Here is a 25,101-nt window from a genome sequence, read left to right as displayed (position 1 = left end):
AAGGTGTTATCGAATCTAAATCCCCTCACCCTAACCCTCTCCCGAAGGGAGAGGGAATTAACGGGACAGCAGTGATTTATTATATGTTATCTCACTTGAGAATGCCGGCATGGGGGTGTGACCGACAGGGGGAAATGAGGATTGTTTAAACGACCTTAGGATGGAATTACAAGTTTGAGGTCATTTGCGCGTTTCGTATATGCCTGTTTTGGTGCTGGTCAAGATGGTCATGGTGTGTAGTATTCATATATGAAAGGTAATACAGATGGAACATCGCCATGGGGCACGTTATAAAGCCCTTGCCCTGGCCGACATACAGTACCGTAATGGGCAGCGTACAGGACTCATATATAACATCAGCAATGATGGAATGTTTGTGCTGACTGATGCCCCGAAAGAGGTGACCGGTGGCGTCGAGCTTTATATATCCTCAGATGGAGAGGGTCGCGCAGTGCGGATCCCGGGACTGGTCGTGCATAATAACAATAACGGGTTTGGCATGATATTCCGGGATCTTGATGACGTGGCGCGTACATTGTTAGAGAAGTACCTGGCCTGATCATGAGCCGGCAGTAATAGCGCCTGGCAGAGAAGCGCTGTTCTACCCTGCATAACGCCTGCATAACGCCTGAATAAGGCCATCTGTTTCTGTCAGACGCCGTTTCGCGACGGCCATGATGGCCTGAAAAGGCTGCCGTTTGTCGAACGTCTCCAGCCACAGCATACCCGGTATTCTACTTAGGTATAACTTGCGTATATCGCTCTTTCAAGAGTGCCAGTATCCTGTAGCCATGTTGGTTGCAAGCCCCATAGCGAACGCGGAGATATGAAGCCGGGCTGATTATCTCAAAGTCAGGAAGCGCAACCGAACAGCTGGGCATCGTGTCTTTTTCACCTTGCCATGCCGGGAGGAGGGGAATAGTGTAAGAACATGGTTTTCAGGACTGGCAAGCAAGTTGTTTAACCACATATAAAACCCGGTTACATATGATTTGTCGTCAGCAATGCCGGGTAAAGTATCAATGCGTAGTGCGGGCTTGTAGTGGGATAACAAGGATCAGAAAGATGTCAAAAATCAAGCAAGAGGCATTGGCTATGAGATGTAGTGCGGTACACTGTCTGACTGATGAATTGGTTAGTCATAACGACTGGGAGATGTTTGAGCTCCCGGAAGTCATGACCGGCTGTAAACGGAAGGTGTTTTCGTCCAAAGAGATCATTTATCGGGAGAGTGATCAGGTCGATAAGGTTTTTATCATCCTTAATGGCATGGTCAAGCTGCTCAGTTACCTGCCGAATGGCAGGGCGCGAATTGTCGGCCTGCATAATCGCAACCACTGGCTCGGTCTTGAGGGGCTGGTTACCAGGTCCTACGAGCATAATGCTGTCGCCGTGGATGATGTGGAAGTTACTTATATCCCGATGAATACCCTGCATCTTCTTGAGCGCGAAAACCCACAACAGTATTGCCAGATTATGAAGCAGGGCTACAAGCAGCTCGGGCAAACCGACAGGTGGATTTCAGACTTTTCTACGGGCGGTATCAAATCCCGCGTGGCGCGCCTGGTCGAATTCCTCTCCAGACTTGAGTATGGCGAATCCTCCCACATGGTTGACTTGTTAACGGTGCATGAAATGGCGGATATGCTCGGTGTTACGCCCGAAAGTGTAAGCCGCATACTGGCGGAGTTCAAACGCAACAATACCTTGCATAAGCTGGCAAGCTACTCCTACGAGAAATACGCAATCGACTTCCAGCGCCTGCAGCATGAGGCGAGGCAGTAACGGCTTCACTTAAAGTGCGCTGCTTATAACGTATATTCGTGCACTTCGCCCGGCTCGAGTGAGTAGACATCTTCCCTGACACTGATCCTGATAGGCTGTTCCGTGGACGGCTCCGAGCTGATGCGCACACAGGTCGAGGTCATATGTATACCAAGCACGTGCTGGCGATAGCGGATATTTAGCGAGAGACTTTTCAGACCCTCAGGCAAGCTCGGATTGAGACGCAGAATGTCGCCGCGTGCTTCTATGCCGGTGAAGCAGCGCTGGATAAGGTCAATCGTTCCCGCCATGGCACCGGTATGGATGCCTTCCTGGGTGGTTCCGCCCTGAATATCGGCCACATCACTTTGTAGTGCCTGCTGGAACAGTGGCCAGCCGCCCGGTCGATTGGCCCTTGCCAGTACCCAGGAATGCACCACACGACTAAGCGTCGAGCCGTGACTGGTCCGCCGTGAATAATAGTCGATGTTACGCGGTATCGTCTCGTATTCGAACGGATAATCAAGCCGCTGAAACAGTTCATCAAGCTCTTCGGACGAAAACAGGTAAAACAGCATCAATACATCAGCCTGCTTGGATACCCTGTAGTGGTTCGCTGAATCTCCCTCTGCTTCCAGTATCCTGTCCAGACGATGAATGTCTCCATACTCCTGACGATAACGGCCCCAGTCAAGCTCGGCCAGTTTCTCGTAACCCTCGAACTGGCTGATGATGCCATTGTCATGAAAGGGGATGTGCATATTGCGACTTATATCATCCCACAGGTCTAATTCTTCTCGCACGAGTCCCATAATCTCGCAGAGTTCTTCAAAGCGTTGACTGGGTAATATCTCCCTTAGCTCCAGGGCCCGGCAAAGTACCCACACGGCCATTATGTTGGTATATGCATTATTGTTCAGACCCGGATGCGCGGAACCGGGATAGGCATCATGGAATTCATCCGGACCCATTACATGCAGTATCTCGTAGCGGTCCAGTTTTTCGCTGTAGGTGGCGACACTGGCCCAGAAGCGCGCGATTTCCATGATCATCTCGGCGCCGTAGAACAACAGAAACTCCATGTCACGGCTCACCTGGTAATACTGCCAGACGTTATAGGCGATAGCGGCATTGATATGGCGCTGCAGGTGCGAGTTATCCGGTAGCCAGTTGCCTGATGCCGGGTTCAGGTGCAGGCTTTGACTCTCTTCCTGACCGTTACTGCCGCTTTGCCATGGGTACATGGCGCCGCTGTATCCCGCTGCCCGTGCATTGCGCCGTGCTTCGCCGATACGCCGATAACGATAATGCAGTAGCGCCCGTGTTATCTCCGGCATGCGCAGATTGAATAACGGGAAGACAAACAGTTCGTCCCAAAAGATATGCCCCCTATAGGCTTCGCCGTGAAGGCCACGCGCAGGCACGCCTACGTCAAGATCCATGACATGCGGCGAGGTCGTCTGAATGAGATGCAAAATATGCAGGCGTAATATTTTCTCGGTTTTCTCCTCGTCCTGCTCATTATCATGCTCAATATCAAAGTCAAAGCGGCGCCATAGCTGTTTCCATCGTTGAATGTGACGGTTTACCAATGTGTCAAAACAGGCTGCATTGGCAACAGCCTTGCGTGCCTCCAGCCCCGGCTCGCTGATGGCGTGATCGCGGGTAATGTAGAGGGCAACGGTTTTTTCGATCCGCAAGGCCTGCTGCGGGTCAAGTTCGACTTTGTAGCAGTGGGCGATATAATCCTTATCCTGCTGGACTTGTGGCTTGAGATCCAATGGCTCATCGGCAAGCCATAAACGGGTTTTTGCTGCTTCGGCAATTCGGATATGTGACTGGTTGGTCTCAAGCTCAAGGAAAACAGTATCAGTCGCAATTGATTCAGCCAGCAGGGGGGTAAGGTGCTGGTTTTTCAGATCGTGATAGCGGGCGACACCATTGTTCAGGACACGACCATCCAGCGCACTGCGTACCTCGAGTGTCCCACTCCAGTCCTCGGTGCGAATGATTGTTTCCAGGGCAGCCAGGTGTGGTTGATCGATGGACACCAGTCGTCGTTGCTCGAGCCGGCTATGTCGCCCCGATTTATCGCGGAAGTGAATACTCCGTTTCAGAATGGCCTGCTTGATGTCAAACTCCTGCCGGTAGGAGAGTACATCCACTGTGCCGAGGTCAAACCAGTCTTCTGCTCCGATGCGAAAGCTTAGTGCCAGCCAGTTCGGCACATTGACGAGACTTTCATTTTCGACGATCTTACCCGCAACTTCTGTCTGCATCCGGTTATAGCAACCAGCGATGTAGGTTCCCGGGTAGTGAATATCATTCGCAACCGTTTCCGGAGCTGCACCACGAGTCGCAAAATAACCATTGCCGACTGTACAGAGCGCCTCACGGAGTGCTTCCTGCCGGGGATTGTACGTTGTATAGACCAGTTTCCAGCCATTCATGCCCTGGCATCCGCGAGTTTGGCACTTAACCGCTCGAGAAAGCCTTCCACCGCAGCCGGGTCATCGAGCCGATAGGTTGCGCGGGTTGGTTGTTGTTCCTGCGTCACCAGGATACCGATGCCCTGGGTCTCCAGTTCACGAAAGGCATCCTCGTCGGTCACATCATCACCTATATAAATCAGGGTAAAACGAATGAAGTCCAGGTCAAGGGCCTGCATTAACCAGCGTATGGCCTTGCCCTTGTCCCAGTCTATGGCAGGCTGCAGTTCAAAGATTTTCTTACCGCTTGTCAGGCGTAGCTCGGGATGGCCTGCGTGTGTTTCGTCTACAGCCTGTTTGACGGTTGCTTCTTGCCCTTGTGCCACCTGGCGATAATGTGTGGCGATAGAGAAGTGCTTGCGTTCCACCAGGCAGCCTGGAACATCAGCGAGCCTGGCACGCAAGGTTTGCTCCGCGGCATCGAGTGCAGGCAGGTACTCTCGACCCTGCTGGTATTCGGCGCGGTTACCACCCGGGCCGGCAATATCAAAGCCATGGCTGCCCGCATACCAGATGCCGTCTATGCCGACGCGGTTACGTACATCGTTGAGGTCACGGCCGCTGACAATGGCCAGTTTACATAGGCCGGCGAGGCTGCGCAGGACATGCCGCATAGCCTCGCTCAAAATCGCATCGTCAGGGTGTGAGACGATAGGGGTCAGGGTGCCATCGTAATCCAGAAATAATGCAGCCTGCCGATCCTGCCTGTCGATAATCTCATCTAAGGCGTCGAGTGCTGAGGGCAGCTCATGTGCAGGCGAGCGGTTCCCAACGCTGGCCTGCACGCGCAGCTCGGCGAGGTCACTGACGACACTGTCGGCACCATGTTCATATAAGGCCGCGGCCTGGTCGCCTCGATTTACGCCGATGACGTAACCGATACCGGCTGCCCTGGCAGCCTGCACGCCCGCTGTGGCATCCTCGATGCCGATACTACGGCGTGGCTCGCTGGCAAGCCGGCGACATGCCTCGGCAAACATGTCCGGGGCCGGCTTGCCGGCGAGCTGGAGTCGCTGCAGTTCGACGCCATCGACACGGGCATCAAAGAGGTTGTCGATGCCCGCCGCTTCCAGGACTTCCTTGCAGTTGCGACTTGAAGAGACGACTGCAGTGCGAAAGCCTGCTTGACGCAGGCTGCGGATCAGGCTTATGCTCGAAGCATAAACCTTGACTCCTTCACTGCGGAGTTTCTTTATGAACAAGCGGTTCTTGCGATTACCCAGCCCGCATATCGTTTCCTGATCGGGCTTGTCATCAGGGTTTCCGTAAGGGAGTTCGATATTGCGAGACTTCAGGAAAGTGCGTACACCATCATAGCGTGGCATGCCATCGACATATCGGGGATAATCAGTATTGATACTGAAGGGTTCAAAATCTTTGCCTGCTGGAGTATGTCGGGCAAGAAAGTCATCGAACATCGTTTTCCAGGCATCGGCATGTACACTGGCGGTCCGGGTCACCACACCATCAAGATCCAGAATGACAGCATCAAAGTGATCCGCTGAGAGTACCTTGTCATGAACGGCAGTGTTCATATCGTCATGGGTGCATGGCCGTATCAGAATACTTTCCTGTGTTTTGATTATCTATTGAAATACTTTCACTCACACTCAGGAAATCATCATTGAAAAATCTCAATGCAGACCATGCTTGCGTCCACCACACTGGCAAAAGCCTCGATAATTGGCGTTTCTATGCCCGCCGTACCGTCCAGTGCAGTGCTGACGGCAACAACTCTCGAGCCTGCCATAAAGGGGGCGCTCTATATTGTCCAGTACTTCCGGGGCAACGAGGTTGGCCTGTCCAGAGTAGATTGATGCGCAACGAGAGAAAGTGAATGCGTTATATATGGAATATCCTGCTAAAAGGCCTGGCTGCCGTATTGCCTGTCGGCCTTACTCTCTACCTTGTATACTGGCTGGGGGTTTCGATTGAAAAGGTCCTGCATCCCCTTCTGTCGACTATTGTGCCTGAGCAATACTATTGGCCTGGGCTGGGCCTGATAGCCGGCCTGGTGCTGCTCTTTCTTGTCGGTCTTGTGGTAAATGCATGGCTGGTTCGAAAGCTTTTTCACTTTGGCGAGGACATGCTCGAACGTATCCCCCTGATTAAAACAGTTTATGCGGCGTTACGCGATTTCATCGAGTTCTTCTCGTCTTCCCGGCAGCATAAAAACATCAAGCAGGTCGTCATGATAACCATCCAGGACACACGCCTCATTGGCTTTTTGACCTCGGAACATGTGAATGACATTCCGGGGCTGCCTACAGACGAGGAGTATGTGGCTGTCTATTTGCCAATGAGTTATCAGATTGGCGGTTATACATTATACCTGCCACGCACACGTGTCGAAGAACTGGATATGTCGATCGAAGAGGCCATGCGCCGGGTATTAATGGCCGGCCTGTCCAAACCTTCTTTGCAGGAAGATATCTGATAACGATTGCATGCAAGGTTATAGATTGATTAATTTCAATGCGAGTTTGTGGATTTATATCTAAAAAGGACATGAACACAGGACAGAAGCAATGAAAGATCCGGGGCACAGGCGTTCAGTCACGGGCACAGAAGGGTGAAGCTGCCTATCAGGAATCGTCAGCTCGCCGGCCAGGCACTGGCACAGGAACTGGCATCTCGAATAGACCGTGAAGACCTCCTGATCCTGGCCTTGCCGCGAGGTGGTGTACCGGTGGCTTACGAGCTGGCGGTGAAATTCGACGTGCCACTGGACCTTATGCTGGTACGTAAGCTGGGCACTCCGGGTTATGTGGAACTGGCTATGGGGGCCATTGCCAGCGGCGGTGTTCGTGTACTCAATGAGGATATTGTCTCGTCGCTGGGCATTACCAGCGAGGTAATAGACAAGGTTTCCCGGGAGGAGGAAAAAGAGCTGGCACGCAGGGAACAGGTCTACAGGGGCAAGCGACCAAGGCCGAAAATCGAGAACCAACAGGTTCTGCTGGTCGATGACGGTATCGCCACAGGCGCGACCATGCGCGCTGCGATTGCCGCGCTAAGACAGCAGAAGCCGCGGCGGATAATCATTGCTGTACCCGTGGCACCACCGGATACGATAAGACTTCTCCGCAATGAGGCTGATGAAGTCGTCTGCCTGGCTACGCCTGAACCCTTTATGGCAATCGGGAACTGGTATGCTGATTTCAACCAGGTTACAGATGAGGAAGTACGGCAATTACTTACTGACCGCTGGGAGAGTACATCACAATGATCTGCCGCCGAACCTGCAGGCCATGCCTTGCCGTCGGTACTTACACGGACGCGAACGCCTACCACGCATAAGGGAATCGCCCCAATCCCGTTTTTTAACAACTAATCGTTCACCGCGTGTATCAAAGGTTAATGTTGAAAGATGTTCCCTGGCAATAAAGTTGCGTGTTCATTGAAAACTTAATGACTTACCTGGCTGGTGATGAGGTTTTGATGTGAATGTAATCGAGATCCCCGAACAGGAATGGATAATTTCTTGTATTGAGTTTGGCCTGAGTCATCGCGGCTGGCTGGCAACACTGGCGGTGATAGCCACCACGCAAGCAGGCTTCGCACCAACCGAGCTGCAGCAACGCTGGCACATTATTGCCGATCAGGTGCGGCTCGAAAACATCGCTATCGGTACCATGCCGGCCAGTTTTATTATTACTGCGCAATCACCGGAGGACTACCAGTTCGTTCAACACCCACTGGACAATGTAATGCGCGTTTTCGATCTGACAGTGGGTGAGGCACACCAGGGCTTAAGGCTTGACAATGTCGAAGCGGGAAAAGACGTAAGCACCTTTATCTGGTTCCAGATCCCCGCCATCCCGGAAGCGTTGAACGGTCTGGCTGAATTTGAGAGATAGCAGACATACTCAAGGATGATTGCGGAGACACCCATGAATAACAGTCCTCATGCCAGTGAAATAACAATTCAGGGCGGTGACGTCGAGCTACCCGGAAATCTGGTAATGCCCGAAAATGCTTCCGGTATTGTCGTATTTGCACACGGCAGTGGCAGTAGTCGTTTCAGTCCACGTAACCGCGCTGTTGCAGGTTTTCTCAATGATGGCGGACTGGCTACCCTGCTGTTTGATTTGCTGACGGCGGAAGAGCATGAAATAGACATGCAAAGCCGGGCACTGCGCTTTGATATCGGTCGATTGAGTCAGCGTCTGGTGAAGACCGTTGACTGGTTGACCGCGGGTGAGAAGACCCGTGGTTTACGCATCGGTCTGTTCGGCGCCAGTACGGGTGCCGCGGCTGCGTTGATTGCAGCCGCGGAGCGACCTGAATATGTCGCTGCCGTCGTATCTCGCGGCGGCCGCCCGGACCTGGCAGGCCAGGCCCTGGCTCGGGTCAAAGCGCCGACACTGTTGATTGTTGGCGGCCTTGACGAGGCTGTGATAGAGATGAACCGGGCCGCCAGCGAACAAATGCAGAACAACCCTGAACTTGAGATTGTGCCAGGGGCGACGCATCTGTTCGAGGAACCTGGAAAGCTGGATGAGGTGGCCCGTCTTAGTCGTGACTGGTTCCAGAGATTTATTGGCTGAAACACGGATTCACAAGATCATGAATCCGCATGGGTTAAGATCACCGCTCGCAGGAATTGAAGCTTAAAACCGCCTGTCTCCACTTACACTTTCGACTAGTCAACAGGAATGGCCAGTTCCCGAGGCAGGGCCCGCAGCCGGGCGTGAAAATCCTCACGGGTTTTAAACCGTATCGCCCACAGACCCCGGTCCCGGGCGCGCCTGACATGACTGGCATCGTCATCGATAAACAGTGCCTCGCCGGGCATTATACCCAGTGCCTTTATTACATCATCGAAGAGGCCGGGATCGCGTTTGCTTTTGCCAAGGCGGTAACTGTTGAAAATCTGATCAAAATCATCAGTAAAGTGAAACTGTTTGTCCAGGCGTTCCAACCAGTCAGTCTGGTCGCTAAGGATAGCGGTAATGAAGCCGGCGGCATGTAGACGTCTTACATACTCGATCACCCAGGGGCGGATGATGAACCGGTCCAGGATATCCCTGGTCAGATGCTCGTCATCACCAGTGATGCCGGTACGTTGTCGCAATAATGCCCAGAAATCTGCCTCGCTGCCCGTGCCCGTGACATAGCCTGAGTCATATACTGCCTCACGTCCGGCATCCATAACCTCATCTGCATCAAGCTGCTGTGTTTCGGCAAGGTAATGCAATCCGTTCTGAAAGCCCTCTTCGGCTATGACTCCACCAAAATCTAACAGCACTGCGCGAATATGCGTGGGTAAAACATTTTCTCCGGGCATTACATCAGGCTCCAAATATGCATATTGTCTCGCTTACGGGCGGGCTGTAGTGACATACGAAAAAATCGAATAAACATATGCGTTGGAAGACCGGTTTTTTTCTGGTGCTTGTCGGTGTGCCGGTCCGACGGATAAATAGTCCTTCGATTTAGATAATGTTCGAGGGGAGGCGGCAAAACATTGAAAAATCGCAATGCTGCGACAAGGGCTGAAGTTTAGTGTTTTAATATGAATGTTTTATCTCATAATCATATTTCAGCCTGTTAACCGTGATCGAGGCGATGGATGACCCTCTGCACAGTGATATTGCCCGTTTTGTATGGAAAACCCGTTACCGTCAACGTAGAAAATCAGGGCAAACGGAAACCGGTATCGAAGCTACATGGCGGCGGGTTGCAAGGGCCTGCGCCGCGATAGAAGTTCCTGATCAGGCAGAATGGGCAGCGAAGTACCTGGACGTGCTTGCAGATTTCCGATTTCTGCCCGGCGGACGCATCCTTGCGGGTGCCGGGACAGAACAGAACGTGACATTACTTAACTGTTTTGTCATGGGTGCGATTGAAGACAGTCTGCACGGCATCTGTGATGCCCTGAAACAAAGTGCGCTCACCATGCAACAGGGCGGCGGGATCGGCTGTGACTTTTCTACCCTGCGGCCGCGTGGTAGTCAGGCAGGGAGTGTCGGCCGCATTGCCTCGGGACCGGTTTCCTTTATGTGGTTGTGGGATGTGATGTGCAAATCCCTGCTGTCAACAAATGTACGCGGCGGCGCCATGATGGCAACCCTGCGCTGCGATCATCCGGACATACTGGAGTTTGTTACCGCAAAGCAGACGGCCGGTCAATTGAGTCGTTTTAATTTGTCGGTACAGGTAAGTGATGCCTTCATGGAAGCAGTCAGAAACGAGGATGAGTGGCCACTGTTATTTCCTGCAGAGGGGCTGGTCACCGGCAACACAGGAGCCGAAGTCGAGACGCTGACGTGTCACTGGCCGGGTTATGCGAGCCCCGTCGCCTGCCGTATCTTTCAGCGTGTCCCTGCCGCTGAACTATGGGAAGCCATCATGCGCTCGGCCTATGACTATGCCGAGCCCGGCGTCATGTTTGTTGACAGGGTCAATCGCCTTAATAATCTCGGTTATCGTGAACAGATCAGTGCGACCAATCCCTGCGGCGAAATCCCCCTGCCGGCTTATGGTGCCTGTGATCTGGGTTCAATCAACCTGAGTCGTTTTGTCCATGCCCCCTTTAGTTCGCAGGCGGCTATGGATATCCCCGGTATCCGGGAGACCACTCGCACGGCGGTTCGACTTCTGGATGCTGTACTTGATATCTCACACTATCCACTGCATGAGCAGTATCAGCAGTCACATGGAACACGACGAATCGGTCTCGGTGTTACCGGTCTGGCCGATGCCTTGATCATGCTTGGGCTGCACTATGATTCAGAACAGGCTCGTGAGCAAGCCGCAACCCTGATGCGAACAATTTGCCATAGCGCTTATGAGTATTCAGTCGAACTGGCCAGGGAGAAAGGTGCATTCCCCTATCTGCAGCGAGAGCCTTACCTGGCCTCCAGCTTCATTCAGTCATTGCCGGCGAAGTTGCGTGATGCGATTGCCCGGCATGGTATTCGCAACAGCCACCTTTTGTCCATTGCCCCCACCGGCAGCATCAGCCTGCTGGCGGAGAATGTCTCCACGGGCATCGAACCGGTATTTGATTTTAAATATCGTCATCGCGTACACGTCCAACAGGGCAAGGTACGGAACTTCGAGGTTGAAGACTTTGCCCACCTTCGCTGGCGCGAAATGCATGGCGCAAAAAAATTGCCAGCATATTTTATTACGGCCGCCGCGCTACCGCCAAAGGCGCATATCGCCATGCAAGCAGCGCTTCAGCCTTATGTCGATAATGCTATTTCCAAGACCATCAATATACCCGGGGATTATCCCTTTGCAGCATTCAGGGGTGTATACCGGGAGGCTTACGATCAGGGTCTCAAGGGCCTGACTGTTTACCGGCCATCGGGCGGTTATGATGCGCCTATGCAGTCGAATGCCAGGGAAGAATGCGGATTGTATTGCAGCTACGCAGATGAGACGGACAGGGCAGGTCGTTAGATTATGTATGACGCTGGCAATCAGCCAGAGCATACCCGGAGGGAACAGGATGAAATCATCAACGAAGGAGTTCGTAACCGCCAGGCAAGCAGCGAATGCCCTCTTCGAGGCACTGAAACTGGAGACCTGTCAATTTGAAGTCGCGCCTGAAGAACACCACTGACTGGTAAGGATGGAATGTGCAGTCGATGAGGGCTGGATGAGTACTGACATCCGGATAAAGGATGACCTGTTATTGCAAAGCCAGGCTAACCCGGAGGTTCATAAGCAGTTACTGCAGTTATGGCGCGAAGAACTGGCAGCGTGTCGTCGCGCAAAGCCGGGCAAAAATGTATTCCAGAGCTGATAACCGGCTACATCAGGCATGGAAACGAAGAAGGCTGTCCAGGCAATCAGCAGACTATTGGTTACATTAAGGGGAACAAAATGTCCAAAATCATATCTCTGGCAGATAGCTTCATCAATGTGAGGGCACGCAGGCAGCTTGAAAGCTTTGGCGGGCATACTATCGCCCATGGCCGTGCCACGCGCTGGCACTGGGTACAATCTTCTGATGCCGGCAATATATTCGAAATCTATCGGGGCGGGACCGATGAGACCCTGGCCGCGCGTGTCGTTCGAGGCAAGGACCGTGATACTTATTGTGCATATAGCGGCAGCGATGAGCTGATAGCCTCTGGTTCCCTCGAACACATACTGGCCGAGCTGGAAGTATATTTCAGCCGCTTGCATGGGGAATTCCCTGATGCCCCTGCCTGAAGCATATCTTTCTGGGCCGGGAAATGGCACAGCAACGCGACTTCAGTGAACATACAGCGGAAATCATCGATGCTGAGATTTGTCGTCTCGTTCGCAGTGTCGAGGAGCAGGTTATGGAGCTTGTCAAAAAACACCGGCGGTCACTGGACGCTCTTGCGCAGAAGCTGCTGGAAAAAGAAACCCTGTCCGGGGATGAGATCCAGTCTATCATCACAAACAACCAACAGGCTGCAGAGCAGGCATAGAGTTTATGCAGATTGCCGCGCAAATATCACTGCCCGGCATCCTCCGGTTTCTTTTTGCTGGCGAATTCCTGCCGATTCTCTGCAAACTCAATCAGGCGCGCAGTGATGCGATAGTTAAGACTGCCTTTGGGGAAGTTGCCTTGCTGATCACGCTCGCCAGTCTCGAGGCCGGTGAGTATCTGCATGCATTCATCAATATTGCTTACGGCATAGACATTGAATTGCTTGTCAGCAACTGCATCGACCACTTCCTGGCGTAGCATCAGGTGTTTGAGGTTTGAGGCAGGAATCACGACGCCCTGTTCACCACTGAGGCCACGCGCCTGGCAGAGATCAAAAAATCCTTCAATCTTCTGGTTAACACCGCCGATGGCCTGAATCTGGCCATGCTGGTTTACCGAACCGGTTATGGCAACAGACTGATTGATTGGGGCCATGGCAAGGCTGGAAAGCAGGGCGCACAGTTCGGCAGCCGAGGCGCTGTCACCTTCTATTGGACCATAGGACTGTTCAAATACCAGGCTGGCAGAGAGCGACAGTGGCCGGTCAGTCACATAATGTGATGCCAGGAAATTGGAAAGAATGAGTACCCCTTTGGAATGAATCGGACCGCCCAGTTCCACCTCGCGTTCAATATCGATGACCTTGCCTGAGCCCAGCGACAGTCGTGTCGTTATCCGGGTAGGGCGACCGAAGGCGAAGTCGCCATGTTGCAGTACAGATAGACCATTGACCTGGCCGATAACCTTGCCCTCGGTGTCGATGAGGATCGTGTTACGCAGGGTCTCACGCAGGAGCCGATCTCGGATGCGGCTCATGCGGCGTCTCTGTCCATCTATAGCACTCTGTACTTCCACAGCCCCGATTACCTCACCGCCGTTGCGGCTTGCCCAGTAGTGCGCCTCGCGCACAATATCAGTAACACGTCGCATTTGCGTAGACAGCATCTGTGCATCGTCAGCATGGCGAGAGCTTTCCTCAATGACTCTCGCAATACCGGCACGGTCCAATGGTTTCAGCTCTTCCTTTCTCGCCACCGAGGCTATCAGGCGAGCAAGCTGCTGTATGTTTACATCGCTGCGCTCCATATCATCTTCGAAGTCGGCGGCTACCTTGAAATGTTCCAGAAACTCCTGGTCATATTCCTGCAAGAGATAATAGAGTATACGATCACCTATCAAGACAACCTTTACATCCAGTGGAATGGGTTCGGGTTCGAGCGAGACCGTGCTCACCAGGCTATAGGCCTGGGCAATTGACTTTATGTCAATCTCGCGTGACTTGAGGGCGCGTTTCAACCCATCCCAGGCGAACGGCTGCATCAGAATCTTGCGTACGTCGATAACAAGATAGCCGCCATTAGCCTTATGCAGGGCACCAGAACGGATCAGGGTGAAATCTGTTGTGAGGGCACCGAGCTTTTCGATATGCTCTATCTGACCAACGAGGTAGGGGTAGGTAGGATGATCCTCAAAAATAACAGGCGCAACGGTGTCATCTTTGTGATCAATAATCAGGTTGACACTGTAGCGATGTGCGATTTCTGATTCCTTGTCGATACTATGTTGCCCGGTAATCGCTTCCTTCAGGACAGCGGTATTTTTGTCGTCTGTCGGTATGAAAAGATCGACGTTATCCGCAATATCCTCCTCGACACTTTTCAGAAAGGCAATAACCTTGGGTAAATCAGCATACTTCTGCAACAACTCTTCGATCAGGCTCTCCATGGCAAACAGGGCAACTTCACGATCCAGTTGATGGATTTTTTCCTGGACCTTGCGGATGCGGCGGGGAATCGTGCGTAAAATATTCCGTAACTCCTTTCCGACTATTTCCGTATCCTGCTGGAGTTTCTGCTGTTCCTCCTCGGAAAGCTTGTTGTAATCTTCCGGGCTTATCGCCTCACCATTGTCTAATGGCGTGAAAGTAAAGCCGGTTGAGGTCTGTATGATGCCAAGTCCGAGTTCTTCGGCGCGCTTTTGTACTTCCTGGAGCGCCTCCTCCTGTTCCTGACTGGCCTGTTGTTCTATCGCCTGGCGACGGTTGTTGTAGTCGTCGCTTTCGAATGCGGCTGGCAGGGCGCTACTGGCTTCTTCTATGAGACTCAGCATATCCTCGCGGAAGTGCCGACCTCTGCCCGCCGGTATCTCGATGGCGGCAGGTTTGCGTGGCTCATCGAAATTGTTTACATAGCACCAGTCGGCGGGCACGCCCCTGGAAGAGGCCTTCTCTTGCAGGAACTGGCGAATGAAGCTGTGTCGCCCGGTACCCGGTGGGCCGAGAATAAAGAGGTTAAAACCCTGTAAATCGAGTTCGATACCAAGTTCGATGGCTTCAAGAGCACGTTCCTGACCGAGCATCCGGTCCAGGTCTTCAACCTCTGCCGTGGTGGTAAAACTGAAAATATCCGGATTGCAACGCTGATAGAGGACATCTGGAGATAGCGGTGAAACAGTGCTCATATTTACCCTCCTTGTTATAGAACGCCAGGCAACGCTTGTCTGAAACTATAATAAAGCAGCTTTATATTACATGATTTGTTGATTTACAGTTCAAAAACATTGAAGTATCTCAATGCCGTGAGTAGTAAGGTTTATTGGTTGGCATGCTTACACCGGCTCATGTCTATGCTGACTGGAGACGCTGGCAATGAGTGCAATACCAGGCGGTGCGACCAGCTGCCTTTTTCAAAGATGAAGAATAATCGGGTAACGTCAGGCATTTCCCATTTCACCTGGAAATACCTGATATGGCTGGTCATGCCGAAATGCATGACCAGCCATTTATTACCTGTATCAATGAACGGATACTTGCCATGGCGATCGACAGAATGAAAACTATGGTGTCTGAACGCACGCCCCAGCCCCCCCGGGGGTCGAACAAAACAGAGTCACTTGCCACATGGACGCGTTCTATACGTTGATGCAAGACCGTTTCACCCGGGTATTGACGCTATACCTCTACATCGGGCAGTTCGGGTATGTCATTTGAATTTTTTGGTTAATTTTTCAACCGCGCCTTCCAGATCCTCCCAGGCCCGGTCTACTCGTGTTTTGATTTCTTCCCAGGTGCTTTCACTGGCGGCTTTCAACTCATCCAGTTTTTCACGCATGTGCCGCTGTTTTGTGCGTAAATTATCTATCTGTTCCTGGTACTTGAGTTTTTGGTCTGCGCCGACCTGATCTGCCCTGGCCTTGAGGGCATCGATTTTTGCCTGCCACTCATGAAGCTTGGCACTCATTTTTTCCTGGTAGATTTCTTTCTTTTCCATGATGATCTCTCCTTATGTTGACAATAACGCGCTCGCTATCTGCTAGCGGTTTTAGTGATCGCTTGCATGCAGGCAAGTGATCAAATCGGTGGGTTCGTCTGTCAGTATGACCTAACTGGATCAAATATCCTATGCTGAATCACTCGATCTCGAGAATCTGTACGCGCTCACGCAGGTGCTCGATCTCGTCCAGCAGGTCAAGCACCAGTGCGACACCGGCCAGATTGATATCGAGATCCCGTTGCAGGTTCAGGGCGCGTTCGATCCGTTCTATTGCATGACCGCTGAACCACCATTCACCACGTTCACTGTTGACTGGATCGAGTATGCCTGCATCGACCAGATCCAGGACCACATCCGCACTGACGTGACAGGTGTGACAGATCTCTTTCAAGGTCAACTCAACAGAGTCGTCCAGAAGTATGCCTATCCGGATTTCCTGTTCATACTTCATTTCGATGTCGCCAGCCTTTCCCGCGGATTAAAAGGTACTGCCTCGGCAAGATGCTGATAAGCCTCTCTGGCTGCTTTTGTTACTGCCGGCGGGGTTTCAATCCGTAGAGTCACGATCTGATCGCCTGCCAGATTTCCGGGCAAGCCGCGTTTTTTCAGGCGTAGCTTATGCCCGCTTTGCGAACCCGGGGGTACCTTCATGTCAACCTCGCCACCAAGTGTGGGCACACTGATCTCGGCACCCAGTGCCGCTTCCCATGGTGCGACAGGGACATTCAGAAAAATATCCTGACCTTCACACTGGAACAGGTGATGCGGTTCAAAATCGACTTCCAGATAAAGATCACCGGGAGGCGCACCGGCACCGAAGCCGCGTCCACCTTCGCCGGCCAGGCGTATACGTTGCCCCCGTTTTATCCCTTTCGGGACACGTACCTTCAGGGTACGTTGTTGCTGGCGCCTGCTACCGTGATCGCTATCCGCAGGCAGGTTCAGCGACACTTCGCGGGTGGTGCCATGGTAGGCTTCCTCGAGGCTTATGCGCAGTCGGGCATGCAAATCCTCGCCACGCGCACGGAAACCACCACGGTGTGTCGAGTAATCGCTGCGAAAGCCGCCGAACAATGACTCGAAAAAGTCGCTGAACTGACTAGCATCCGCCTGTGTGAAGCCACCACCGCTGAAATCGAAGCCGGATGCCCAGTCCGGTGGCGGGCGAAACTGTTGACCATGCTTCCAGTCCCTGCCCAACTGGTCATATGCCTGGCGCTTTTGCGGATCCTTGAGCACCTCGTAGGCCTCTCCCAGTTCCTTGAATCTTTCCTCGGCGTCGGCTTCCTTGCTGACATCGGGATGGTATTTGCGCGCCAGCTTACGATAGGCACGTTTGATGTCATCCTGTGAGGCATCTCGCTGCACGCCCATGATTTTGTAGTAATCCTTGTATTCCATCTGCGTCGCCTAGCTGCCAGCCGCGACAGAGTCGTCTTTATCCCGGTGAAATACGATGGCCTCATTGCGGGCATCAACCAGGATAGTATCGCCGGCCCCGAAACGGCCGGCGACGATCTCGCGAGCCAGTGGCGTCTCTACCTGCTGCTGAATGGTTCGCTTGAGGGGGCGTGCACCATAAACCGGGTCGAAGCCGGTCTCTGCCAGCAGTTCGAGTGCGGCCGTGGTCAGTTCGAGCCGCATACCGCGTTTCTGCAGATGCTGGCGCAGGTAATCGAGTTGTAATTGTGCAATGCTTTTGATCTGTTCGCGGCCCAGCGGGTGAAAGACCACGACCTCGTCAATGCGGTTGATGAACTCCGGCCGGAAATACTCGCTGATGATCTCCATGGCCGCCTGCTTCATCTGTATGTAGTGTTCCTCGCCGGCCATCTCACGGATAACCTCCGAGCCAATGTTTGATGTCATGACAATGACGGTGTTGCGGAAATTTACAGTGCGGCCATGCCCATCAGTGAGGCGTCCGTCGTCAAGAACCTGGAGCAGGATATTGAATACATCGGCGTGGGCCTTTTCGACCTCGTCGAGGAGAATGACGGAATAGGGCCGGCGGCGTACCGCCTCGGTGAGGTAGCCGCCTTCTTCATAGCCGACGTAGCCACGCGGGGCACCGATGAGACGCGCCACGGTGTGTTTTTCCATGAACTCCGACATGTCGATGCGGATCATGGCCTCTTCGCTGTCAAACAGAAAATCTGCGAGTGCCTTGCACAGTTCGGTTTTGCCAACACCGGTGGGGCCGAGAAACAGGAATGAGCCGCCGGCATGCTCCAGGCAATGTAGTTTATTATTTTTTCTTGTCTGACACATCTTCAAACTCGGCATCGACTACATTTTCATCGCCGCTGCTGGCAGCGGTTTCTGTACTGCCGCCAGACTCTCCATAGACCCGTTCGGCCATTTTGGCTGATGCTTCGCTCAATGCCCGGGTCTTGTCATCTATCCGGCCCTTGTCGTTACCCTTGATGGCCTCTTCAAGCTCCTTGATGGCGGAATCGATGGCATTCTTTTCACTGTCCTGTATTTTTTCTCCCAGCTCGTCCATTGACTTGCGTGTAGCGTGAATCATGGCATCGGCCTGGTTCCTGGCCTGGACCAGTTCGCGGAATTTCCGGTCTTCCTCGGTATGGATTTCCGCCTCCTTGATCATGCGCTCGACGTCACTCTCCGAGAGGCCGCTGGAGGCCTTGATGACGATCTTGTTCTCCTTGCCGGTGGCCTTGTCCCTGGCCCTGACATTGAGAATACCGTTCGCATCGATATCAAAGGTTACCTCGATCTGGGGTACGCCGCGTGATGCCGGCGGGATCCCCTCGAGGTTGAACTGGCCAAGTGACTTGTTATCCGCTGCGCGCTCGCGCTCGCCCTGCAGGACATGCACGGTGACGGCGGACTGGTTGTCATCGGCGGTGGAAAAGACCTCACTGGCCTTGGTCGGAATGGTGGTGTTCTTCTCAATCAGCTTGGTCATGACACCACCGAGTGTTTCGATACCCAGGGATAAAGGGGTGACGTCAAGTAGCAAGACGTCCTTTACCTCGCCCGAGAGCACGGCCGCCTGGATAGCAGCACCGATAGCGACGGCTTCATCAGGATTCACGTCTTTGCGTGGTTCCTTGTCGAAGAATGCCTTTACCTTTTCCTGTACCAGTGGCATGCGGGTCTGGCCACCGACGAGGATGACCTCATCGATATCCGCAGCCGACAGGCCGGCATCCTTTAGTGCCACCTTGCACGGATCGATGGTGCGATCAACGAGGTCTTCAACCAGCGATTCGAATTTCGCCCTGGTGATTTTTATGTTGAGGTGCTTGGGGCCAGTCTGATCCGCGGTGATATAGGGCAGGTTGACATCAGTCTGCTGGGAAGACGAGAGTTCGATCTTTGCCTTTTCCGCGCCTTCCTTGAGGCGCTGCATGGCAAGGGGATCACCACGCAGGTCGATACCCTGATCCTTTTTGAACTGAACGGTCAGATAGTCGATTAGACGTTTGTCAAAATCCTCACCACCGAGAAAGGTGTCGCCATTGGTTGAATGCACCTCGAATTGATGCTCTCCCTCCACTTCGGCGATCTCTATTATAGAGATATCGAAGGTGCCGCCACCCAGGTCATAGACGGCGAGCTTCTGTTCGCCGCGCTTCTTGTCCATGCCATAGGCCAATGATGCTGCTGTAGGCTCATTGATGATGCGCTTGACATCAAGACCGGCAATACGGCCTGCGTCCTTGGTGGCCTGGCGCTGGGAGTCATTGAAGTATGCCGGTACCGTGATGACTGCTTCGGTTACCTCTTCACCCAGATATTCCTCGGCTGTCTGCTTCATCTTTTGCAGGACCTTGGCGGCAATCTCCTGTGGGGCTATTTTTCTGCCACGGGTTTCTACCCAGGCATCATCATTGTCTGCGCGGATGATCTTGTAGGGCACCATGTCGATGTCTTTCTGCACCATTGGATCATCGAAACGTCGACCGATCAGGCGTTTGATGGCGAAGAAGGTGTTCTCCGGATTGGTTATGGCCTGTCGCTTGGCTGTCTGACCTACAAGAATCTCGCCATCCTCGGTGAAGGCGACAATGGATGGCGTGGTTCGGCCACCTTCACTGCTTTCAATAACCCGGGGCGTAGAGCCCTCCATGATGGCCACACATGAGTTGGTCGTGCCGAGATCAATTCCGATTACCTTGCTCATTTTCCTAACCTCCTGTTAGTTCTTGTCTGGTCGACTGCACTGTTTATGGCTCGTGCCATATAACATAGTCAATGCTGTTCAGTCTGCGGTACTGTTGATACCGTTACCCGGGCTGCCCTGACAACCCTTCCGTTGAGGACATAGCCCTTCTGTTGAACATGGCAGACGGTATTAGGTGGCACATCGCTCATTGGTTCCATATCTACCGCCTCATGATATTGAGGGTTAAACTGCTCACCTTGGGGGTCAATCGTTTCTATCCCGAAATCAGCAAAAACTGTACTGAGCTTGTCGAGAGTAAGCTGCATGCCCTGGGAAAGGCTTTGCGGGTTCAGGGTATCGCCGGCTGTCTGCAGACCAAGTTCCAGGCTGTCCTTGATCGGCAACAGTGCAATGAGCAGTCGATCGATCGCGAATTTCTGCATTTTGTCGATCTCCCTGAGGGCTTTTTTGCGTTCATTATCGAGTTCCGCATATGCGCGTAACAGGCTATCCTGGCGTTCGTCAGACTCCTGCCGGGTGATTTCGAGTGCCTTTTCACACTCGGCAAGCGCCGCTCGCAGTTTCTCCATAGATGGAGAATCCGTATTTCTACCAGTATCGCTTCGACGTTCAGTCATATCGGTTCGCCCTGGTTTCCACTGTCCTCGCTAGTGTTTTCACGCAAATAATATCCCTCATTCGGGTCCCCATGATATGGTGCATTTTACGACTGTCAGGTTGAAGACCGGGAACTGAGCAGGTTGTAAAGCCAGGCAAAGATCGCACCACCGACAAGACCGTCGACCAATCCCCAGGCCAGGCCAATCAGGCTGCCCATCGGTGTAATGTTGTAACCGCGGTATAATTTATCTATCAGGGTCGGGTCTGCAGAGCTGCCATCAAAGGCCATGATCCACCACGTTGCCAGGAACAGGCCAAAGCCCAGGAGCAGGGCACAGGTTAAGGAGAAGGCACGTATATCGAGTTTCATCAGCGGGCTCTCCATTGTCTAGTTACGCTTAAATAACTTTTTCAGGTCATTCAATGGTTGGCAATTAATAACGTCCCTGGCCTCAATCCAGCCACGACGGGCCTGGTTTATACCAAAGCGCATAAACTCAAGGCCCGACGTACTATGTGCATCAGTGGAGATGGCCACCTTCAGCCCAAGGTCTTTGGCCATTTTGCAGCCTTCATCTGTCAGGTCCAGCCGGTCCGGCTGGGCATTTACTTCAATGCAACAACCATGCTCACGCGCCGCTTCCATTATCTTCTCGAGGTTAATTTCATAAGGTTCCCACTGGTTGATAAGGCGTCCGCTCGGGTGTGCAAGAATAGTAAAGTAAGGATTGTCCATGGCGCACAGAACACGTTCTGTCTGTTTTTCACTCGGCAGGTTGAATTTGTAATGTATGGAGCACACAGTAAAATCAAGTTCCTTGAGGACACTGTTCGGGAGGTCCAGGCTACCGTCCTCCAGGATATCTACCTCGATAGATTTGAGTACCACGATGTCACTTTGTTTTTCATTCAGTTTGTCGATGGCCCTAATCTGTTCAAGCAGACGTTTCTTGTTCAGACCATTGGCAACGGTGACGTGCCTGGAATGATCATTGATGGAGATATACTCATAACCCCTTGCCACGGCGGCGGTCACCATTTTTTCAAGTGTATGGTGGCCATCGGTAGTCGTGGTATGGCAGTGCAGATCACCTCGGATGTCCTCAAGGCGAACCAGTTCGGGTAGCTGGCCATTTTGGGCGGCCTGTATTTCACCGCGGTCTTCACGTAATTCGGGCTCAATGAACGGCAGGTCTACTTTGGCATAGACCTCTTCTTCACTCTTGCCTGCCAGGCGCCTGTCATTCTTGAAGACACCGTACTCGTTTATCTTGTAGCCCTTGTTGACGCCGAGCTTGCGCACGGCAATGTTATGGGCTTTGGAACCAGTGAAATAAAGCAGGGCAGCACCATAACTTACCTGTGGCACGACACGTAAATCGACTTGCACGCCCGAACGCAAATGCACGGTCGAACGGGTCTTGCCCTTTGAGACGACTTCGTCAACCTCATCGTAACCGGTAAGGCTATCCATGATGAGTGAATCTTTTCTGGCGCTCACCAGGATGTCGAGATCACCAACGGTTTCCTTGCGGCGGCGGTAACTGCCGGCAACCACGATATCCTTGACAGCTTCGGATTTCGCCAGGTACGCGACCAATGGGGCGGCCATTTCCTCGGCTTCCATGAGCCTGATGCGTGGTTTTACACCGGCAAAACGTGCTACACGTTCCTTGATCATCTGCTCGGTCTTTTTGCCGAAACCCTCGAGCTGCTGGATCCTGCCGGCCTCCGCGGCCTGCTTGAGGTCATCCAGGCTTCGAATATTGAGGTTTTTATACAGGCTCTTGATACGCTTCGGGCCCAGACCCTCTATCTTCATGAGATCACTGAGTGCGGCGGGGGTATGCGATTTGATTTCTTCGAGTGTCGGAAACTCGTCGGTGTCAACAATGGTCTTGATCTTGCTTGCGAGGTCCTTGCCGATTCCCGGCAAGCTTGCAAGATCATCGCCTTGTTTCAGAATGTCGGCCATGCTTTTGGCATAGCCGCGAATAGTCTGTGCTGCATTGCGATAGGCACGGACCCGGAACGGGTTGGCGTCTTCGATTTTCAGCAGGTCGGCCAGCATTTCGAATTTCTCGGCTATTTCCTTGTTATGCATGGGCATAGTGCAATGCTACTCCGGGTAAGTAACCGGGACATGTGTTAGCTGCCGACATAAACTGTGGCAATGTCAATATGTGGATTATCTGGCGGCATGTTCAGCCGGGCACGCCTCAGACATGCCTGCATCAATCACGACGGTCATTATGACGGGTCTGACAGCAGATTCGGAAAGACGGCCCTGTACCCTAGTCGAGCGCAAAGGAAATTTTTGCATTAATCCGGTATTCGGTGATCTTGTTATTCTCCACCTTGACCTCCATTTCCTTCATGTATATGGACTTGATGTTATGCAATGACCTGGATGCCTCGTCAAGGGCAACCTGGGCGGCATCTTCCCAGCTTTTTTCTGATTGTGCGAGCACTTCAATAACCTTTAATGTAGCCATGCTATTTTCCTCCTGATAATTACTGTACTCATGTGCCTACGCGCGGATGGTGAATCGCTTGTCGAGTAATTTAAGCTTGTCCATGATGCCGGTATACTTCAGTTCTGACATAGGCAGCATGGCTGCGCCAAAGAAGCCCTGCCGACGCATGCCGACGGACAATGTATGAGCCAGACTCCATGGCTGGTTGGCACCTGTAAAATCGACCTCGTTAGGTATTGTATGCCCCTGAATTATGCATACATTGATAAATTTCAATGAGCGTCCGCGTATACATGGATTTACTAACAGCAGGGTAAGGGTAGCCGGAATCAGTATATTCAAGTAGAAAAGGGCATAGAAAACGGATGCGATTTGATAACAGTATAATCGAGGCCGTATGGAGCAAGGCGCGCACCATACAGGATCAGATCCCTGATGAATGGCGTCAGGATCAGTGTGGTGCCTGGCTGCAGCGGGGGCAATATAACAACCAGAAATCGGAATACGGCTGGAAGATCCTGAATGTCACCCCCGGGATAAGCAAAGAGATTGATGATTTACAGGCGTTTCACTGGAACAACGATTACGACATCGAGAACAATAAGCCACAGTGCCGGGTTTGCGCTGATCGTTCTGATCAGGCAGCAGGCTAATATATTGACAGTCTGCACAACAAGAGCAATTAAAAACCGGTTCCCGGGTATCACGACTAACCTGTCTGGCATGGGCCAGTCTTATATGCGGAGTAAACAATGAGCTGGAAAGACATAGTAGAACGTGGCCGCCATGACCGCCTGATCAAGGAGCGGGTACATGACCCGTATATGGCTCGCAGTAAACCGGTTGAACCGACCCTGTGCCCAGAGTGTGGCGTTGTGTTCACTGATGGCAGATGGCAATGGCTCTCAGAGACTCCCGAGGCTGCAAACAAGGAACTGTGTCCTGCATGTCAACGGATCCATGACAAGGTGCCAGCAGGGTATCTTACCCTGGCCGGTTCATTCTTTGATGAGCATCGAGATGAAATTCTGCATCTGGTGAATAACAAGGTGGAGTATCAAAACGCGCAGCATCCCATGAAGCGACTCATGGACATTGAAGAGCAGGAAGATGGCAGCACTGTCATCACCTTCACCGATGTGCATTTACCGCGCGGTGTCGGTGAGGCGATAGAGCAGGCTTATAAAGGTGAACTGGATATCCATTATACTGAAGAGGCCGGCATCGTGCGCGTGTACTGGCAGCGTTAGGCCGTTGCATACGAATGAGGACCTTATCATTACAGGTGATTGATGCTACAGGAGAACATTGCCATGACAGAAACAGTAACCCGGACTTATGATTCAGCAGAGAAGGCACAAAATGCCAGGGAGGACCTGGTGGCAAGTGGCATCCCGCAGGAAAAGATATACATAGAAGAAGCAACGTATCAGATTAAAGTCATGATCCCGGCGGCTACCAAAGCGGAGATTGTGGAAATCCTGAATCGACACCTGCCGACGCAGGCCTGAGTGAGGTTGGCATTGATATGACTGTAGTCATACGCAGGCTCGTATGAATTAGCGGGCCATGCTCGCAGTATCACTTAACCAGCATGGACTGCAGGGTCCGGGCATTACGAGCAGCATATCCCTCCTGGTCATTGTCAAAATAACAGTAGATATCACGACCCTGTGTCGACCAGGTGGAAAAGGTCCCCGCCCAGCCGGCTAGTGTCCGGATATCATAACAGCCCTGGTATGCACCGTTCGGTCCATGCAGGCGTACATAGACGAAATTTGTTGTCACCTCCCGTTCCGACAGAAAACCGTCGAGCTCATAAATACAGAATGCTGCATTGTATTTTTTTGCCTCGTCAGAAAAATTCATGGGTAGTTTTCGGGGCAGGTAGCGCTCCAAGCGCGTGATATAAGGCGATTTCAGT

General features: G+C 52.5%; 29 protein-coding genes and 1 pseudogene. 13 read left to right on the top strand and 17 right to left on the bottom strand.

What is annotated here, in order from left to right; translation table 11 throughout:
• The first annotated feature begins 265 nt into the window (after positions 1-265).
• Positions 266-559 carry a PilZ domain-containing protein gene (locus RQ738_RS09205; protein WP_314164607.1) on the top strand — a complete coding sequence of 98 codons (294 nt, stop codon included), beginning with the start codon at positions 266-268 and terminating at the stop codon, positions 557-559.
• A 596-nt stretch (positions 560-1,155) separates the two neighbouring features.
• Entirely contained in the window at positions 1,156-1,785 is a 630-nt protein-coding gene (locus RQ738_RS09200; RefSeq protein WP_314164605.1) for a Crp/Fnr family transcriptional regulator, read from the top strand.
• Between the two features lie 23 nt (positions 1,786-1,808).
• Here RQ738_RS09200 and RQ738_RS09195 read toward each other — a convergent pair whose 3' ends face one another.
• The 3 genes from RQ738_RS09195 to RQ738_RS09185 all read right to left on the bottom strand — a co-directional run bounded on the left by RQ738_RS09195 (position 1,809) and on the right by RQ738_RS09185 (position 6,003).
• A complete protein-coding gene (locus tag RQ738_RS09195; RefSeq protein ID WP_314164603.1) occupies positions 1,809-4,214 on the bottom strand; it encodes a glycoside hydrolase family 65 protein in 2,406 nt (801 codons plus the stop codon).
• Positions 4,211-5,788: a trehalose-phosphatase gene (gene otsB, locus RQ738_RS09190; protein WP_314164599.1), complete on the bottom strand. Its 1,578-nt coding sequence runs from the start codon at positions 5,786-5,788 to the stop codon at positions 4,211-4,213. Before otsB ends, RQ738_RS09195 begins: the two co-directional genes overlap by 4 nt.
• Positions 5,789-5,874: 86 nt before the next feature.
• The gene (locus RQ738_RS09185) at positions 5,875-6,003 is read right to left on the bottom strand and encodes a hypothetical protein (RefSeq protein ID WP_314164591.1); all 129 of its coding nucleotides are present in this window, start codon (positions 6,001-6,003) and stop codon (positions 5,875-5,877) included.
• A gap of 87 nt (positions 6,004-6,090) precedes the next feature.
• Here RQ738_RS09185 and RQ738_RS09180 point away from each other — a divergent pair, with 87 nt between their 5' ends.
• From RQ738_RS09180 to RQ738_RS09165, 4 genes are all read left to right on the top strand, one after another.
• Positions 6,091-6,690, top strand: a complete 600-nt coding sequence (locus RQ738_RS09180; RefSeq protein ID WP_314164588.1) for a DUF502 domain-containing protein — start codon at positions 6,091-6,093, stop codon at positions 6,688-6,690.
• A 135-nt stretch (positions 6,691-6,825) separates the two neighbouring features.
• On the top strand, positions 6,826-7,482 hold the full coding sequence (locus RQ738_RS09175; protein WP_314164583.1) for a phosphoribosyltransferase: 657 nt from the start codon (positions 6,826-6,828) through the stop codon (positions 7,480-7,482).
• Between the two features lie 214 nt (positions 7,483-7,696).
• Positions 7,697-8,113 (top strand): hypothetical protein, encoded by a 417-nt coding sequence (locus tag RQ738_RS09170; protein ID WP_314164580.1) that lies wholly within the window; start codon positions 7,697-7,699, stop codon positions 8,111-8,113.
• A gap of 33 nt (positions 8,114-8,146) precedes the next feature.
• On the top strand, positions 8,147-8,803 hold the full coding sequence (locus RQ738_RS09165; protein WP_314164575.1) for a dienelactone hydrolase family protein: 657 nt from the start codon (positions 8,147-8,149) through the stop codon (positions 8,801-8,803).
• Between the two features lie 95 nt (positions 8,804-8,898).
• Here RQ738_RS09165 and RQ738_RS09160 read toward each other — a convergent pair whose 3' ends face one another.
• Positions 8,899-9,543: an HAD family phosphatase gene (locus RQ738_RS09160; protein WP_314164572.1), complete on the bottom strand. Its 645-nt coding sequence runs from the start codon at positions 9,541-9,543 to the stop codon at positions 8,899-8,901.
• 281 nt (positions 9,544-9,824) lie between these two features.
• Here RQ738_RS09160 and RQ738_RS09155 point away from each other — a divergent pair, with 281 nt between their 5' ends.
• The 4 genes from RQ738_RS09155 (at position 9,825) to RQ738_RS09140 (ending at position 12,670) form a co-directional block, all read left to right on the top strand.
• Positions 9,825-11,666 carry an adenosylcobalamin-dependent ribonucleoside-diphosphate reductase gene (locus RQ738_RS09155; RefSeq protein WP_314164567.1) on the top strand — a complete coding sequence of 614 codons (1,842 nt, stop codon included), beginning with the start codon at positions 9,825-9,827 and terminating at the stop codon, positions 11,664-11,666.
• A 199-nt stretch (positions 11,667-11,865) separates the two neighbouring features.
• Complete coding sequence (locus RQ738_RS09150; protein ID WP_314164563.1) at positions 11,866-12,012, top strand: hypothetical protein; 147 nt, start codon at positions 11,866-11,868, stop codon at positions 12,010-12,012.
• 80 nt (positions 12,013-12,092) lie between these two features.
• Positions 12,093-12,425 carry a hypothetical protein gene (locus RQ738_RS09145; RefSeq protein WP_314164561.1) on the top strand — a complete coding sequence of 111 codons (333 nt, stop codon included), beginning with the start codon at positions 12,093-12,095 and terminating at the stop codon, positions 12,423-12,425.
• Positions 12,422-12,670 carry a hypothetical protein gene (locus RQ738_RS09140; protein ID WP_314164609.1) on the top strand — a complete coding sequence of 83 codons (249 nt, stop codon included), beginning with the start codon at positions 12,422-12,424 and terminating at the stop codon, positions 12,668-12,670. Before RQ738_RS09145 ends, RQ738_RS09140 begins: the two co-directional genes overlap by 4 nt.
• A 26-nt stretch (positions 12,671-12,696) precedes the next feature.
• On the opposite strand, the gene RQ738_RS09135 is transcribed toward RQ738_RS09140, so the two are convergent.
• The 12 genes and pseudogenes from RQ738_RS09135 to RQ738_RS09085 all read right to left on the bottom strand — a co-directional run bounded on the left by RQ738_RS09135 (position 12,697) and on the right by RQ738_RS09085 (position 23,453).
• Positions 12,697-15,132: an ATP-binding protein gene (locus RQ738_RS09135; RefSeq protein ID WP_314164556.1), complete on the bottom strand. Its 2,436-nt coding sequence runs from the start codon at positions 15,130-15,132 to the stop codon at positions 12,697-12,699.
• A 131-nt stretch (positions 15,133-15,263) separates the two neighbouring features.
• Positions 15,264-15,533: a DNA-formamidopyrimidine glycosylase family protein gene (locus RQ738_RS13755; protein ID WP_409929541.1), complete on the bottom strand. Its 270-nt coding sequence runs from the start codon at positions 15,531-15,533 to the stop codon at positions 15,264-15,266.
• Positions 15,534-15,653: 120 nt separating this feature from the next.
• Positions 15,654-15,941, bottom strand: a complete 288-nt coding sequence (locus RQ738_RS09130; protein WP_314164552.1) for a hypothetical protein — start codon at positions 15,939-15,941, stop codon at positions 15,654-15,656.
• Between the two features lie 139 nt (positions 15,942-16,080).
• Entirely contained in the window at positions 16,081-16,395 is a 315-nt protein-coding gene (locus tag RQ738_RS09125) for a chaperone modulator CbpM (protein ID WP_314164549.1), read from the bottom strand.
• Positions 16,392-17,345, bottom strand: coding sequence for a DnaJ C-terminal domain-containing protein (locus RQ738_RS09120; RefSeq protein ID WP_314164544.1), 954 nt, complete (start codon positions 17,343-17,345; stop codon positions 16,392-16,394). Before RQ738_RS09120 ends, RQ738_RS09125 begins: the two co-directional genes overlap by 4 nt.
• A gap of 9 nt (positions 17,346-17,354) precedes the next feature.
• Positions 17,355-18,164, bottom strand: a pseudogene (locus RQ738_RS09115) (AAA family ATPase); the annotation flags it as partial.
• 28 nt (positions 18,165-18,192) lie between these two features.
• Positions 18,193-20,097 carry a molecular chaperone DnaK gene (gene dnaK, locus RQ738_RS09110; RefSeq protein WP_314164536.1) on the bottom strand — a complete coding sequence of 635 codons (1,905 nt, stop codon included), beginning with the start codon at positions 20,095-20,097 and terminating at the stop codon, positions 18,193-18,195.
• A 68-nt stretch (positions 20,098-20,165) separates the two neighbouring features.
• The gene (locus tag RQ738_RS09105; protein ID WP_314164532.1) at positions 20,166-20,669 is read right to left on the bottom strand and encodes a nucleotide exchange factor GrpE; all 504 of its coding nucleotides are present in this window, start codon (positions 20,667-20,669) and stop codon (positions 20,166-20,168) included.
• Between the two features lie 143 nt (positions 20,670-20,812).
• Positions 20,813-21,070, bottom strand: coding sequence for a bacteriophage holin (locus RQ738_RS09100; protein ID WP_314164528.1), 258 nt, complete (start codon positions 21,068-21,070; stop codon positions 20,813-20,815).
• A gap of 18 nt (positions 21,071-21,088) precedes the next feature.
• Positions 21,089-22,810, bottom strand: a complete 1,722-nt coding sequence (polX, locus tag RQ738_RS09095) for a DNA polymerase/3'-5' exonuclease PolX (RefSeq protein ID WP_314164526.1) — start codon at positions 22,808-22,810, stop codon at positions 21,089-21,091.
• Positions 22,811-22,994: 184 nt separating this feature from the next.
• Positions 22,995-23,195, bottom strand: coding sequence for a dodecin family protein (locus RQ738_RS09090; protein WP_314164524.1), 201 nt, complete (start codon positions 23,193-23,195; stop codon positions 22,995-22,997).
• 36 nt (positions 23,196-23,231) lie between these two features.
• Positions 23,232-23,453, bottom strand: a complete 222-nt coding sequence (locus tag RQ738_RS09085) for a fructose 1,6-bisphosphatase (RefSeq protein WP_314164523.1) — start codon at positions 23,451-23,453, stop codon at positions 23,232-23,234.
• Positions 23,454-23,542: 89 nt separating this feature from the next.
• Here RQ738_RS09085 and RQ738_RS09080 point away from each other — a divergent pair, with 89 nt between their 5' ends.
• From RQ738_RS09080 to RQ738_RS09070, 3 genes are all read left to right on the top strand, one after another.
• Entirely contained in the window at positions 23,543-23,830 is a 288-nt protein-coding gene (locus RQ738_RS09080; protein WP_314164521.1) for a hypothetical protein, read from the top strand.
• 99 nt (positions 23,831-23,929) lie between these two features.
• The gene (locus RQ738_RS09075; protein WP_314164519.1) at positions 23,930-24,427 is read left to right on the top strand and encodes a BCAM0308 family protein; all 498 of its coding nucleotides are present in this window, start codon (positions 23,930-23,932) and stop codon (positions 24,425-24,427) included.
• A 63-nt stretch (positions 24,428-24,490) separates the two neighbouring features.
• Entirely contained in the window at positions 24,491-24,688 is a 198-nt protein-coding gene (locus RQ738_RS09070; protein ID WP_314164518.1) for a hypothetical protein, read from the top strand.
• Between the two features lie 70 nt (positions 24,689-24,758).
• Here RQ738_RS09070 and RQ738_RS09065 read toward each other — a convergent pair.
• Positions 24,759-25,101: DUF72 domain-containing protein (locus RQ738_RS09065; protein WP_314164517.1), on the bottom strand; the 343-nt coding region annotated here is incomplete at its 5' end.

Origin of the sequence: Sulfuriflexus sp. (assembly GCF_032250955.1) — a bacterium.
Lineage (GTDB): Bacteria > Pseudomonadota > Gammaproteobacteria > AKS1 > AKS1 > Sulfuriflexus.
This window is presented reverse-complemented; position numbering and strand designations above follow the sequence as displayed.